Raw genomic sequence first — 13588 nt, 5'->3', positions numbered from 1 at the left:
TACCCCTTACGAAGGAGTCCATCATGTTTGGGAGTCTTGGATTCACAGAGCTGATCCTCATTCTCGTGATCGTGCTGATCATTTTCGGCGCCGGCAAGTTGCCGCAGCTGGGAGAGGGATTGGGCAAAGCCATCAAGGGCTTCAAGAAGTCCGTGCACGAGGCCGACGCCATTGAGGCCGAGGCCCAGGCACTCGCCGCGCAGCAACAAGCGGCAGCTCCGGCGCAGGCCATTACCGCGGCTCCGGTTCAATCGATGACCGTCGATCAGCCGGCTGCCGTCGCGCAACCGGCCTCGCGCGCGTAAGTTTTCTTTCCGATGTGAAGTGGAGACGCACAGACGTCTATGGATACAGAACTGCAGTTAGCCGGCGGCTATATCGAGACCTTTGCGGGAAACGGGAAGGCCCGGAGTACCGGTGACGGGAAGCGGGCGGTGAAAGCGGGAATTCCGCTCCCGCACCATGTCGCGCTCGACAAAGAAGAGAAGTGGCTCTATTTTGCCGAGTCCGGGTCGGATCGTATCCGGCGAGTCAATATTGCTGAGGGCACACTGCACAATTTTGCCGGAATCGGGGAGACCTGCTACAGCGGTGATGAGGGGCTCTGCGGAGAAGCCGGCCTGTATCTGCCGCTGGATGTCGCGTTCGATTCACAGAATAACCTCTTCATTTGCGACTCCGGCAGCAACCGGATTCGCCGAGTCGATCGGGAGACCGGTGTCATTACGACCGTCGTCGGGACCGGCCAGCACGGGTTCAATGGCGATGGTTCGGCGCTTGAAGTGAATCTGACCTGGCCTGCCGCGATTGCATTCGATCGGGATGATGTCATGTACATCGCCGATACGCAGGCGCATAAAGTCCGCCGATTCGATGCGCGGACCGGGATGGTGACGACGGTGGCCGGCGCCTGGACGGCGGAAGATGAATCGCGCGAGCAGCCGTTGGTGGCGCGCAGCCTCGTCGTGCTTTCCGGGGATGCGATCGGCATCGATTTCAGCGATGACCAGGGCTGGCTGATGCCGGTTTGCTCCGATGGTCTGGATTTGTCGATGTATCTGGATGACGGGAAACCCGCGACGGAAGCGCGCCTTTATGATCTCGTCGGAATGGCTGTCGATAGCAAGGGCAACATCGTCGTCGTGGATAAGGGCAGCAACCGCGTGAGAAAGATCGACATGCAGACCGGGATCATTTCTACGGTGGCGGGGATCTGTCGGTACGGTTACGATGGCGACGACAAACCGGCCGTGAAGTCGATGCTGCATGCGCCCGAGGGAGTCGTTTTTGATGCTGAGGACAATCTCTACGTCGCCGATACCATGAATCATCGTGTGCGGCGGATTGATGCGGTAACCGGCACGATTACCACGGTGGCGGGCAATGGCGACAGCGGATATGAAGACAAGAACATGGGCGGATGCGGCGCCGCGCGGTTTGTCGCCAAAGAATCGGCCGGCACGGTCAAGCACGGCGACGGCTTGCTGGGCATCGAAGCCGTGGTGAACTCACCGGTCGGATTGACGCTCGACTCGCAGGATCATCTCTATATTTGCGAACGCGGCGAGAACAAAATTCGCCGGGTCAAGCTGTCATAGGGATCCACCTAGGGGTGTGTCTGGCCTCTCGGCGAATTGTCTGGTAATCTACTGTGACCAGGCGGCGACCGTCGAACTTCGAATCATCTGCAATCATCTGCATGGTGCGAATGACGAATCTCAGCCAGTCCCGTTCTCTTCTGCTGGTGTTTTTTGCCGGCCTCTTCGCTATCGGAAGTGTCCTGGGCGGGTTGGGAATTCCGCTGGTCAGTTCAGCGGGCATGACCATCCGGTCCTATTTCGTCGAGGGCGAACTACCGTCGACTCCTGACGATGCGGCCTGGGCCAACGTTCCTTCCTTAACGGTACCGCTCAGCGGGCAAGTCATTACGCGTCCGGTCTGGCCTGAGCCCACGGCGCGGGCACTCGTCGTACGTTCTCTCCATAACGGCACCGAGATCGCATTTCTGTTGGAGTGGCAGGACAATACCAAGAACGATCGCCTGACTCCCGGGACCTTTCGAGACGGCGTCGCCATCGGATTGCCGCTCGGAGACGCGCCGGCATTCTTCTGCATGGGCCAGCTCGATCACTACATCAACATCTGGCATTGGAAAGCCGATTGGCAGAGCGATATCGACCGTCGCGCCTCCCGCCAAGCCGAAAAGAAGGAAGGCGGCGTGCGCACGTTCGAAGTCATTCCCCGGCGGGTCTCGTCCGTGGAAGATCTGATCGGTGGAGGATTCAGCACCTTGACCACCAAGGAGAAGCAGGGACGGATTCAAGGAAAGGCGCAATGGAAAGACGGCGTATGGCGTGTCGTGATGCGCCGACCGCTGGTGAGCGAAGAGCAAGAGAATGAGGCGAAGCTCATCCCTGGTCGTGTGCAGACCGTCTCGTTCGCAGTGTGGAACGGCGAGAACAAAGAGCGCAACGGACAGAAGTCCGTGGCTCCCTGGTTCCAGCTGGCTATTGATCCGATTGCCAAGCTCTAAGTTCCCTGGTCTAATAAATCGGCAGTCGCATCTGTCGGTGACTCGTAACCGTATCGCTATGAGGAGCCAACGATTCGTGACCATTTCCTTTCGCTTCGGTCGGAGTCTTTTCCTAGCCATCTGTCTGTCAGGTTTCACGATGGCAGGCGGTGCGCCTGCGGTATCGTGGGCGGCTGACGCCGTGGTCATGACCGAGGATGAGGCGGTTAGGTTGGGCGAGGAATTCGGTGTGATGGTTGGATCGGTGGACGAGGATATTCGGAAAGAGCTGAAGCTGCAGGAGGCGAAGGGTGTCGCCGTATTCGAAGTGATTGGGAACTCCCGGGCCGACTATGCCGGCATCAAAGTGCGATCCGTCATCAAGGAAATCGATAAGACGGAAATCAGGAATATGACGGATTTTGGGATCGCGATCAAAAAAGCGATGAAGGAATGCAACTTTACCCTCGGGACCTATGAACCGGCTGATCCCGGCGATCCGGTCGGGTGGGGCGTGAATTTTCATTTTGTCGGCTGCAAGCGGGATTAAGAGCAACAGATGTCATTGACGCGACGCCTGACCATCGGATGTTTTCTTCTGCTCGCCATTGGGCTGACTGCGCTCTCGCATGAGCGGGCCATTGCGCAAAAGTCCGATGCTCCGGTAACGCCCGACTGGGTGGCCGAAATCGAGAACGTGTTCATCCGCTCTGAAGACTGCAAGCAATGTCATGACCGCCACTATGAAGAGTGGAAAGGTATGCGGGAGCAGACGCCGGATCTGAAAACCTTCGGCCGTGTCGATGCCGCGCTCTTGCACGGGACCTCGCTGGAGTCGCCAGTCTTTCGAACCGTATTGGGCGTGTGGATGCAGACGAAGCCGACTCCCGATGAACAGCAGCGGTGCCTGTCCTGCCATGTTCCGTCTACGACGGTGTTCCCCCAGCATGCAGAAAAGATTGTGGCGCAGGTGTTAGCCGGAAAACCGCAGGTCGAAGGGATCGGCTGCGCCACGTGTCACATGATCGGTGCCGTCTCCGCGACGCCCGGTCCTCCGCCGACCTTCAAGCTGATGCCGGGGAAGACGCTCTATGGCCCCTTTGCGAATCCGGAAGAAAACCTCGTGCACATCGGGGCGCAGTCCGATCTGTTCCGCGGAGCGAATTACTGCACGTCCTGCCATTTCGACAAAGTGAAGGATGTGACGAAGCGGGAGCTGCCGGGGGAAATTCTCCAGGGGACGATCTGTCAGGACTGCCACATGGAGCCCTCGACCGGCAGTTCGACGTCCAAACGCGGATCGATGACGCGAGCCATCGGCCGGCACTGGTTTCGAGGCGTTGTTATTCCCGGCACGTTGTTAAAAAACCGGAATCTCCAGGCGGAATGGATGCCGCGTGTCGATATCGAGGTGGCGAAGTCGAACAACACGGTGGAGGGCACGACGCTGGTCAAGATGGGCAGTCTCCCCCACAGTTTCCCTGACGGGGATCCGGTGCTCAAGCAGGTGCTCCTCACCATCACCGTCAAAGACGCGGCAGGCAAGGTCTTAGCGGAAGAGACGAAGCGGTTTGGTTTGCCGTATGACAAAATTCTGCGCGGTCCGATTCCGGATCCCTTCATTAAGGGCGGCAATACGAGGAAGGTGCCGTTTGCCTATTCGATGCCGGCGGGTTCGACACCAGCCTCGGTTGAGGCCGTGTTGAGCTATGCCTTGATTCCGACGCCGGAGCCGGTTCTGCGGGAAGCTTATCTGGCGACATTGAAGAACGACAAGGAGCGGGACGAGGCCAAGCATGTGCTTGATGAGTACCAACAGCCGCGTCTCCTGACCTATCGCGTCAAGACATTGTAGGGTGAATATTGAAAAGAGATTATGACGTGGGGTTATTCGGGCGCATGAAGCAGGTCGTCGTGGGCGCCGCAGTGCTTGTCGGTGTCCTGGCGGTCTGGAGCGGGGGCGAGCCTGTCTTGCATGCGCAGGATGCGAAGTCTCAGGCCGTAATCGAAAAAGCCTTTCCCAGCTCCAGCAAGTGCAAGCGGTGCCATGAGCGCGTGTTTGAAGAGTGGGAAACCTCTCCGCTCTCCAAGTCGATCCATTCGCCGGCCTTCCGTGCCTCGCTGGATGCCTATCTGAATTCCTCTGCAGGCAAAGACAAAGCGATGTGCTTCCGTTGCCACGCGCCCCACGTGCGTGAATTTCCTGAGCAGGCCCAGCTGTTTGTCGATCAGGCCAAGTCGGGTGATCCCTCGTTGGACGGTGTTGCCTGCGCACAATGCCATTTGATCAAGCAGGTCGATCGAGCCAAGCATCCGCCGGAACCGAAGTATGAATTGGGCAGCAAGACGCTCTATGGCCCCTACAAAGATTTTGTTCAGAATCTCGCGCATCAATCGATGGAGCTGGGACTGTTTCAGAAGTCCGACCTCTGTCTGAATTGTCACCAGTCCGTGCCCTCGGCGGCGAATCTGGGCAAGGCCAACGATTTGCTCGGAAGTTACGAGCAGAGCCAGGCGGTGAAGTCCGGCAAAGAATGCCAGAGCTGCCATATGCCTGAGCAGGTCGGGGAGTCGGCCAACGGCGAGAAAAAGCGCAAAGTGGCCAACCATACGTTCCCCGGGCGCATCGGCAAGCTACGGCAGGAAGCAGCGAAGCTGGATGTGCAAACCAAGATCGACGGGGACAAGACGACCGTCATTGTGAAAGTACAAAGCCTCGTGCCGCATAACCTGCCCACGACTCATCCGGCCTGGGCGTCGGTGGTGTTGGATCTCGACATCAAAGGGAAAAATCTGAAGACGGTGTTCGCTGACAAGCGGATTTATGGCCGGACCTATGCCGATGCGAAGGGGCAGAAGACGGTCTTTGATTTTGAGGCGGCGAAAGTGTTGGAAGACACGGTTCTCAAACCTGATGAAACGAGAGTCGAGACCTTTACCTTCCCCACTCCGAAAGACACGAAGACCTTCGACGTCGATGTAACACTCAACTACGCGCCGATCACAGGGCCTGCGCCGTTCCTCCAGCGTGTCGAAGCCGAAGCCTCCAAGGGATCGCAAGATCCGGTCTTCCAGGCGATCGACATCGTCAAACGCACCGAGAACATTCCCATCAATAAGTAGCCGCATCTCATCGCTCGCGACGCGTAGCTTTCTGCAGAAGTCAGGACGGTTTTCGCGCACGCGAGAGCCGACGACGTTTGCCGAGATACGATGGATGTTACTCGAAGATGATTGTGGAGCTCGGCGACTTCATCTTGAAGATGTGCAGAGAATTGTAGATGCCCTTGGCGGGATGGTTGAGGAATCGGTGACGAGGGCTATTCGTAATGGGTCCACATACACAAGATCTTCACAGTTTTGTCCGGTGCGAGCACCTGGTAGGCGAGCCTGTGTTGAATGGTGATTCTTCGCGAATAAGCGCCTTCTAAGTCACCGACCAATTCCTCGTAGGGAGGGGGAGTCTGGAATGGGTTTTTCCGAAGGATTTCCAGCAAGCGCTCGGTTTTTTCTCGCAGGCCTGCCGCAGCATTCTTCTTTGCATCCTTCTGAGCCTGCTTCGTAAAGACGAGTTGCCACTTCACCATCCGGGGGCTTTCGAGCATTTTTCGATAGGCGTCGCAATTCCCTTGCGGATAGATTGCCTCATGCGGGGGATGGAAAGGAGATATACGGTTTCTTGCATCGCGCGCCAATCTTCTTCGGACACCAGCACCGCGCTTGACCGTTTCCCTGCGATCATAATCGGTTCGTGTGAGGCTGCGGTTTCATCGATCAGTCGATACAGCTTTGAGCGAGCGGCGCTGGCTTTGAGCGTAGTCATGGCAGATTCTCCCAGACGAGTCGATGGCCTTCTGATGTAGTGACGGTACGTGATGTCGTACGCTCTGTCAAGGAGTCAGGCTGGAACGGTGCTCTTGCCGTGGCGTCGGCTTAGTAGAAGGCAATAATGTTCGGTGCTGCGAGAGCCGACGACGTTTGTCGAGATAGGATGGATGTTACTCAAAGATGATCGTGGAGCTCGGCGACTTCATCTTGAAGATTTGCAGAGAATTGTAGATGCCCTTGGCGGGGTGGTTGAGGACCAGGCGTGAGTTGGTTACGTGGGTATCGAGCAGTTCGTATTGTCCGCCGCTGTAGTAGAGATCGCAATCGTCGATCTGGCAGTTCTTGTAGACATGGTTGTCCAGCGCGAGCTTGACCTTGCTGAATGTCTGTCCGTCGATCACGATATAGTTCGGTTCAAATCCCATACAGCCCTCCACCAGTGCGGACTATAACAAGTCTCTTTTTGATCCGCAAACCGCCGGGGAGACTCTCAGCAGGTTGTTCTTCTTGCTATTTCTCCATCTTTCGCCTTGATCCCTTTCGGCCATCTGTATAGACTAGCCAAGTTTTTCGGCTAGTTAGCACCATAGCGGCACCTGCACCACCCTGCGGACTTCTTCTTGAAGTGTCCTTCGGATGGGTTGAAGCCACGGGGAATTGAGCGACATTCAACGGTCGTTTAACCACTAGGAGGGTAACCCGTGAGCGACTCAGCCATCATTTCCTTCGCACTCCTCGCAGCCGTCACCGGCATTGCCTATGGCCTCTATCTGGCGATGTGGGTGTTCAAGCTCGACGCCGGTAATCCCAAAATGCAAGAAATCGCCAAGGCGATTCAAGAGGGCGCGAGTGCGTATCTGAATCGTCAATACCGAACCGTCGGCGTTGTTGCCGCAGTGCTCTTCGTCCTGTTGTGGGGCGCGGGGGCGGTGTCCGATAAATTTGGTTTGTTGACGGCAATTGGATTTCTGATCGGCGCCGGCGCGTCATCGCTGGCCGGTTATGTGGGGATGATTATCGCGGTGCGGGCGAATGTCCGGACAGCCCAGGCTGCCCACAAGGGGATGAATGCAGCACTGACGGTCGCATTTCGCGGCGGCGCAGTGACCGGGCTGTTGCTGATCGGTTTGGGCTTGCTGGCCATTACTCTTTTCTACACAGTGGCCACGCAAATGGCAGGACAGGAGAAGGCGATTCATGCGTTGCTGAGTCTTGGATTCGGCGGCAGTCTGATTTCAGTCTTTGCGCGAGTCGGCGGCGGGATCTACACCAAAGCGGCGGACGTGGGAGCGGATCTCGTTGGAAAAGTCGAAGCGGGTATTCCGGAAGACGATCCGCGGAATCCGGCGGTCATCGCAGACAACGTGGGTGACAATGTCGGTGATTGCGCGGGTATGGCCGCGGACCTGTTTGAGACCTACGCGGTGACGACGGTGGCGGCGATGGTTTTGGCGTTCACCTTATTCAATGGGAACAGCGCGCCGATTCTTTATCCGCTCGCTCTCGGCGGCGTGACGATCTTTGCGACGATCATTGGGATTCTCTTCGTGAAGGTGAGCCCCGGCGGTGAGATTATGCCGGCGCTATACAAGGGTTTGTTTGTGGCTGGCGGCATTGCTGCTGTCGCATTCTATCCCGTGACGAACACGATCATGGCCGGTGTGGGTGGCGTGAGTGGGATGAGTTACTACCTGGCGGCGTTGATCGGCTTGGCGGTGACGCTGGCGCTGGTATTTATCACCGATTACTACACGTCCAAGAGCTATGCGCCGGTGAAGGCTATTGCCAAGGCGAGTGAGACGGGCCATGCGACGAACATCATCGCCGGACTGGCGGTGGGGATGGAGGCGACGGCCTGGCCGGTCGTGGTGATCGGAGCGGCGATTCTGACGAGCTACTCGATTTGCGGCGGTGCGGCTTCGGGCGGTTTGTACGGCGTGGCCGTGGCGGCGGTATCGATGCTGTCGATGGCCGGAATCGTGGTGGCGATCGATGCATTCGGCCCGATCACAGACAATGCCGGCGGGATTGCGGAGATGGCCCATCTTGGGAAGGAAGTGCGGGACATCACCGATCCATTGGACGCGGTCGGGAATACGACCAAAGCGGTCACGAAGGGCTACGCGATCGGATCGGCTGGCCTCGCGGCGGTGGTATTGTTTGCCGAATATGCGCGTGAGGTCGCCAAGGGGGCCGGAGCGAGCACGTTCGATCTTTCCAATCCCTCTGTTCTAGTCGGACTCTTCTTAGGCGGAATGCTGCCGTTTATTTTTGGCGCCCTCTGCATGAAAGCGGTAGGAGAGGCGGCCGGTCTCGTGGTGGAAGAAGTGCGGCGCCAGTTTCGGACGATCAAAGGAATCATGGAGGGAACCGGCAAACCGGAATATGGAACGTGTGTCGATATCGTGACGCAAGCGGCGATCAAAAAGATGATGGTGCCGGGCCTTATCCCCGTGATTTCTCCGATTCTTGTCGGTGTGATTCTTGGTCCGCAAGCGTTGGGCGGCATGCTCGTCGGCAGTATTGTCACCGGTTTGTTCGTGGCGATTTCGATGACGAGCGGCGGCGGGGCTTGGGACAATGCCAAAAAGTACATTGAAGAGCAGGGCCTGAAAGGAAGCGATACGCACAAAGCCGCAGTGACCGGCGATACGGTCGGCGATCCCTATAAGGACACGGCTGGTCCAGCGATCAATCCGATGATCAAAGTCATCAATATTGTGGCCTTGCTCATTGTGTCTCTCATTGTGAAATAGCGAGGCGGGCAGGACAGGGGAAGTCTGCGGGAAATGTGAGGGTGGGCGGATGGTTCATCCTGTCACGTCGCGCGTGTCTCGTTTGTCACGCTTGTGCGTTCGGCTTGACGGCTGAAATAACCCTACGGTAAGGTGATCGAAGGGGATCACGCGCCGCGCTGATCCACGAGGGTTTCCCAGAACGACGGGAGGTGCTCGGATGGAAAAACAAGAGCGCAAACAGGAGCCAAAACGCGAGCCTCAATCGAAAGATGAGGTGAAGGCGAATCCGAAGGTCGTTGAGACCGGGAAAAAGCTCACCGAAGATATCGACAAGCTCGTCGATGAGATCGACGAGGTCCTCGAAAAGAACGCTGAAGAGTTCGTTAAGAACTACGTGCAAAAGGGGGGGGAATAGCGAACGACCGGTTCGTGTTCCCCCTTCTTCATGTCTCTCTCTCCGCTGGCCTCATTGTCCCCTCCGTCCGGAACTTGATCCGCCTCCGATCTTCTCTGTCGCGACCGTTTTTGCATGGTTTGACAAAGGGGTGGTGAGCATTTACCATCCGCGGTATCCGACCCGTTGCCCCTATTCGCTTGTAGCCCGTACCGAGGCATGGATGACGTCTAAGCTCTGGGTGTTTCGTGATATTGATCCCGGCCGGCGGGCGACTCTGGCGCAGGCCCTGTCGATCTCGCCTGCGACCGCAGGCTTATTGTTGGCGCGCGGGGTCACCACGCCTGATGAAGCCACCGCCTGGATGACTCCGCTCCGCGCGCATGATCCCTTTCTAATTCCCGACATTGAAGCCGCTATCGATCGATTACGCTATGCCGTGCAGCATGGTGAGCGGGTCTGTTTCTATGGCGACTATGACGTTGACGGGATGTCAGCCACGAGCATTTATTATTCGTTTTTCCGCGGGCTCGGGGCGAACGCGCAAGCCTATGTGCCCCATCGGGTTCGTGAAGGATATGGTTTGAATGAAGGGGCGGTGCGGGCGCTGGCTGCCGAAGGGGTGAAGCTGCTGGTCACGTCGGATTGCGGGACGACTTCGCACCATGAAATTGCGGTGGCCAATCAACTGGGCATGAATGTCATCGTGACAGACCACCATCAGACAGATGAGCAGATGCCGCCGGCATTGGCAGTCATGAATCCGCACCGGCGGGAGGCGCGCTATCCGTTCCGTGGGCTCTGCTCAGGCGGGTTAGCCTATAAGGTGGCCGATGCCTATCGGCAGCGCTATGGCCAGGGAACGGTCGCACTCGACTCGTTGCTGGATCTGGTGGCCTTGTCGACGATTGCCGATGTGGTGCCGTTGCAGGATGAGAATCGAGGGTTGGTGCAGGAAGGCTTGCGGCACCTGTCGCGCGGGGCTCGCTGCGGGATTCGGGCGTTGAAACAGGTTGCCGGAGTGACGCGGGAGTGCACCTCGGAGACGGTGGGGTTCAAGCTCGGCCCTCGGTTGAACGCGGCAGGGCGGTTGGATCATGCAATCAAAGGCGTGCAGTTGCTGACGACCGAGTCCGAATCGGAGGCCATGCAACTCGCACAGGAGCTTGAACAGCTCAATCGTCGCCGGCAGGATCTTGAAGCGGAGATCATGCGAGAGGCCGTCGCGATGCTTGACGGTAGCGAGGCGCCGCCGGCGATTGTGCTGGCCTCCCGTGGGTGGCATTTGGGCGTGGTGGGCATTGTGGCGGCGCGGTTGATGGAGCGATATCATCGTCCGGCGATTGTGCTGGCCATCAATGAGCAGGGCGTCGGCAAAGGATCGGCCAGGACCATTCCAGGGTTCGACCTCTATCAGGCCTTGGCGTCGTGTAAGGATCTGCTGGTGGCATTCGGTGGGCACCCCAGTGCAGCGGGTATGACGATTCACGAGTCGCAATTGCCGGAGTTCCGAGCACGGTTCGCGGCGGTGGCGGGAGCCTGGTCTTTGGCGGGAAATGTGGTTCCTACCCTGCATCTCGATTCCGAAGTCTCGCTGACTGACGTGAACATGCGCCTCATTCAGGAAATCGGCTCGCTGCATCCCTTCGGAGCCGGCAACCCCGAACCGATGTTTGCCGTGAAGGGATTAGCGATCATGGAGGCGCGCGTCGTCGGCGAGAAACATTTGAAGATGACGGTTCGGCAGGGGCGGTCGCTGCCATTCGACAGTATCGGGTTCGGCATGAAGTCGTTGTCAGAGCAGGGCCTGACGCTCAACCAGCCGGTGGATCTGGCCTTCACGCCGGAGATCAATCACTGGAACGGACACGATCGCATTCAATTGCGCATTCGGGATATGCGCGCGACGGCTAGGGAGTAACGCGTCGATGGTCTACGAAACCGTCACGGATATTGATCAACTGCTCGATCGCGTGCGGAGCTATCAGCCGGATGCCGATCTCAGCCTGGTACGTAAGGCCTACGATTTTTCAGCGAAAGCGCATGAGGGGCAAACGCGCCGGTCTGGCGAGCCCTACGTGCAGCATCCCGTCGCGGTGGCTGGTGTGTTGACCCTGCTCAAAACGGATGTGGCGGCGGTCGTGGCGGGACTGTTGCACGATACCTTGGAAGATACGGTGGCGACGCCGGCCGAGCTGGAGCGCGAGTTCGGGAAAGAGGTGGTCCATCTGGTCGATGGAGTGACCAAGATCGGCAAGATCACGTTCCGGAGCTATGAAGAGAAGCAGGCGGAGAATTTTCGCAAGATGGTGCTGTCGATGGCGGACGATATCCGCGTCGTCATCATCAAGCTGGCGGATCGCCTTCACAATATGCGGACGCTCGAACATTTGAGCGAGGCGAAGCGCGTGGAAATTGCCCAGGAGACGCTGGAGATTTATGCCCCGCTTGCGAACCGGATCGGGATCGGGTGGGTGAAGAATGAGCTGGAGGACTTGTGCCTCAAGCATCTCAAGCCGGATGTGTATGAACTCCTGCGGGTGCGCGTCGCCAAGCGCGATGAAGATCGGGAGCAGTACATTCAGGAAGTGCGCGATCTGGTCGAAAAGGCGCTAGCCGACGTCGGGTTGCAGGGGGTGGTGTACGGCCGCCCGAAGCACTTGTATGGCATTTACCAGAAGATGAATAAGCAGGGTATTTCCTTCGAGGAAGTCTACGATCTCACCGCTTTGCGGATCATCACCGATACGAAGATGAATTGTTATGCTCTGCTCGGGGTGATCCATTCGCTCTGGCGGCCTCTCCCCGGACGTTTTAAGGACTACATCGCGATCCCCAAATCCAACCTCTATCAGTCCCTCCACACGACGGTGGTCGGACCGAAGGGCGAGCACGTCGAATTCCAAATTCGGACCGACGAGATGCACCGCGTGGCTGAATATGGGATTGCGGCGCACTGGAAATATAAAGAACAGGATACCGTCGCGGAGAAGGACAGCAAGGCGTTCGGCTGGTTGCGGCAGTTCGTCGAGTGGCATACCGATTTGCCGGACAATCGGCAATTCATGGATTCCGTCAAGCTCGAATTGTTTCATGACGTGGTCTATGTGTTTACCCCCAAGGGGATCGTGAAGGAACTGCCCAAGGGATCCACTCCGGTCGATTTCGCCTATGCCATTCATACGGAGGTTGGCGATCATTGTGTTGGGGCCAAGGTCAACGGCAAGATTGTGCCCTTAAAGCATCAAGTGACGAGCGGGGACACGGTCGAAATTCTGACGTCGCCGAATCAGACGCCGCATAAAGATTGGCTCAAGTTCGTCCGGACCTCGCGCGCCAAAACGAAAATCAAGCATTGGGTCAAAGCCGAAGAGCAAACGCGCAGCATCGACATCGGGCGGCGGCTGTTGGAGTCGGAGCTGCGGCGCCACGCATTCGCGCCGGCCCAGATGTTACGGTCGGAGCAACTGCTGGAGGTCGCGCGTCAGCTCGGACACGACACGCTCGACGAGCTGATGGCGGCGATAGGGTTTGGTCACCTGGCAACGGCTGAGGTCATCGCGAAGCTGGTGACACCGTCGCCGGGAACTGCCGTGCCGGTCGCGGAGCCGGTTACGACGCCGAAGACTCCGGTTGGTAAATCAGACGACAAAGGCGTGCAGGTCAAAGGCGCGCGCGATCTCTTGATGCAGCTGTCCCGCTGTTGCAATCCGGTGCCGGGAGACAGGATTCTCGGCTACATTACCCGCGGGCGCGGATTGACGATTCACTCGGTGGATTGTCCCAACCTGGAAGCGCTGGACTACGACCGGGAACGGCTGGTTGAGGTGGAGTGGGACACGGCGACGCCGGGGTTGCATCCCGTGAAGGTCTCGGTGATCACCGTCGATAAGACCGGAGTGTTGGCGAAGGTGTCTTCCGCGATTGCGGAGTGTCAGGCGAACATCAGCCGGGCGGAAATTGCGACGCGCGAAGACCGGAAGGCGGTGTTAGATTTTGTGGTCGAGGTCAGCGATACGAAGCACATCAATCATGTGCTCAAGGCGATTGAACGGGTCGATGGGGTGATCTCTGCGCGGCGTATTCGGGCGTGGCAGGAGAGATAGCGGCGGCTGG

13 protein-coding genes are annotated in these 13588 nt (G+C 58.0%); 10 read left to right on the top strand and 3 right to left on the bottom strand.

Translation table 11 applies throughout. The features are described 5' to 3' along the window. Positions 1 to 23: 23 nt before the first annotated feature. The 6 genes from tatA (at position 24) to NITLEN_RS12635 (ending at position 5635) form a co-directional block, all read left to right on the top strand. The gene (gene tatA, locus NITLEN_RS18570; protein ID WP_121989980.1) at positions 24 to 305 is read left to right on the top strand and encodes a twin-arginine translocase TatA/TatE family subunit; all 282 of its coding nucleotides are present in this window, start codon (positions 24 to 26) and stop codon (positions 303 to 305) included. A gap of 39 nt (positions 306 to 344) precedes the next feature. Further along, positions 345 to 1598 (top strand): NHL domain-containing protein, encoded by a 1254-nt coding sequence (locus NITLEN_RS12655; protein ID WP_121989979.1) that lies wholly within the window; start codon positions 345 to 347, stop codon positions 1596 to 1598. Positions 1599 to 1708: 110 nt separating this feature from the next. Then, positions 1709 to 2533: an ethylbenzene dehydrogenase-related protein gene (locus NITLEN_RS12650; protein ID WP_181416846.1), complete on the top strand. Its 825-nt coding sequence runs from the start codon at positions 1709 to 1711 to the stop codon at positions 2531 to 2533. Positions 2534 to 2609: 76 nt separating this feature from the next. Then, entirely contained in the window at positions 2610 to 3062 is a 453-nt protein-coding gene (locus NITLEN_RS12645) for a PDZ domain-containing protein (protein ID WP_121989977.1), read from the top strand. 9 nt (positions 3063 to 3071) lie between these two features. Beyond that, positions 3072 to 4367, top strand: a complete 1296-nt coding sequence (locus NITLEN_RS12640) for a multiheme c-type cytochrome (protein WP_121989976.1) — start codon at positions 3072 to 3074, stop codon at positions 4365 to 4367. Positions 4368 to 4393: 26 nt separating this feature from the next. Beyond that, positions 4394 to 5635, top strand: a complete 1242-nt coding sequence (locus NITLEN_RS12635) for a multiheme c-type cytochrome (RefSeq protein ID WP_121989975.1) — start codon at positions 4394 to 4396, stop codon at positions 5633 to 5635. Between the two features lie 197 nt (positions 5636 to 5832). Here the strand turns inward: NITLEN_RS12635 and NITLEN_RS12630 are convergent, their stop codons facing one another. The 3 genes from NITLEN_RS12630 to NITLEN_RS12620 form a co-directional block, all read right to left on the bottom strand. After that, on the bottom strand, positions 5833 to 6096 hold the full coding sequence (locus tag NITLEN_RS12630; protein ID WP_121990177.1) for a Txe/YoeB family addiction module toxin: 264 nt from the start codon (positions 6094 to 6096) through the stop codon (positions 5833 to 5835). After that, a complete protein-coding gene (locus NITLEN_RS12625) occupies positions 6093 to 6335 on the bottom strand; it encodes a type II toxin-antitoxin system Phd/YefM family antitoxin (protein WP_121989974.1) in 243 nt (80 codons plus the stop codon). The genes NITLEN_RS12630 and NITLEN_RS12625 overlap by 4 nt, the downstream gene beginning before the upstream one ends. A gap of 175 nt (positions 6336 to 6510) precedes the next feature. Further along, positions 6511 to 6765, bottom strand: a complete 255-nt coding sequence (locus NITLEN_RS12620; RefSeq protein WP_121989973.1) for a hypothetical protein — start codon at positions 6763 to 6765, stop codon at positions 6511 to 6513. Positions 6766 to 7041: 276 nt separating this feature from the next. Between NITLEN_RS12620 and NITLEN_RS12615 the strand changes: the two genes are divergently transcribed. The 4 genes from NITLEN_RS12615 (at position 7042) to NITLEN_RS12600 (ending at position 13578) form a co-directional block, all read left to right on the top strand. Further along, entirely contained in the window at positions 7042 to 9096 is a 2055-nt protein-coding gene (locus NITLEN_RS12615; protein ID WP_121989972.1) for a sodium-translocating pyrophosphatase, read from the top strand. Between the two features lie 199 nt (positions 9097 to 9295). After that, the gene (locus tag NITLEN_RS12610; RefSeq protein WP_121989971.1) at positions 9296 to 9493 is read left to right on the top strand and encodes a ubiquitin-like protein Pup; all 198 of its coding nucleotides are present in this window, start codon (positions 9296 to 9298) and stop codon (positions 9491 to 9493) included. A gap of 202 nt (positions 9494 to 9695) precedes the next feature. After that, positions 9696 to 11393: a single-stranded-DNA-specific exonuclease RecJ gene (recJ, locus tag NITLEN_RS12605; protein ID WP_121989970.1), complete on the top strand. Its 1698-nt coding sequence runs from the start codon at positions 9696 to 9698 to the stop codon at positions 11391 to 11393. A 7-nt stretch (positions 11394 to 11400) separates the two neighbouring features. Beyond that, on the top strand, positions 11401 to 13578 hold the full coding sequence (locus NITLEN_RS12600) for a RelA/SpoT family protein (protein ID WP_121989969.1): 2178 nt from the start codon (positions 11401 to 11403) through the stop codon (positions 13576 to 13578). The last annotated feature ends 10 nt before the right edge of the window (positions 13579 to 13588 follow it).

Source organism: Nitrospira lenta (assembly GCF_900403705.1).
GTDB classification, from domain to species: Bacteria; Nitrospirota; Nitrospiria; order Nitrospirales; family Nitrospiraceae; genus Nitrospira_D; species Nitrospira_D lenta.
Note: the sequence above shows the minus strand (reverse complement) of the source record. Positions and strands in the feature narration are given on the sequence as shown.

What these genes read in the sequence shown, in the direction of transcription:
- tatA (WP_121989980.1), top strand. Translation starts at nt 24, where the DNA reads ATGTTTGGGAGTCTTGGATTCACAGAGCTGATCCTCATTCTCGTGATC.
- NITLEN_RS12655 (WP_121989979.1), top strand. Translation starts at nt 345, where the DNA reads ATGGATACAGAACTGCAGTTAGCCGGCGGCTATATCGAGACCTTTGCG.
- NITLEN_RS12650 (WP_181416846.1), top strand. Translation starts at nt 1,709, where the DNA reads ATGACGAATCTCAGCCAGTCCCGTTCTCTTCTGCTGGTGTTTTTTGCC.
- NITLEN_RS12640 (WP_121989976.1), top strand. Translation starts at nt 3,072, where the DNA reads ATGTCATTGACGCGACGCCTGACCATCGGATGTTTTCTTCTGCTCGCC.
- NITLEN_RS12625 (WP_121989974.1), bottom strand. Translation starts at nt 6,335, where the DNA reads ATGACTACGCTCAAAGCCAGCGCCGCTCGCTCAAAGCTGTATCGACTG.
- NITLEN_RS12620 (WP_121989973.1), bottom strand. Translation starts at nt 6,765, where the DNA reads ATGGGATTTGAACCGAACTATATCGTGATCGACGGACAGACATTCAGC.
- NITLEN_RS12610 (WP_121989971.1), top strand. Translation starts at nt 9,296, where the DNA reads ATGGAAAAACAAGAGCGCAAACAGGAGCCAAAACGCGAGCCTCAATCG.
- recJ (WP_121989970.1), top strand. Translation starts at nt 9,696, where the DNA reads ATGACGTCTAAGCTCTGGGTGTTTCGTGATATTGATCCCGGCCGGCGG.
- NITLEN_RS12600 (WP_121989969.1), top strand. Translation starts at nt 11,401, where the DNA reads ATGGTCTACGAAACCGTCACGGATATTGATCAACTGCTCGATCGCGTG.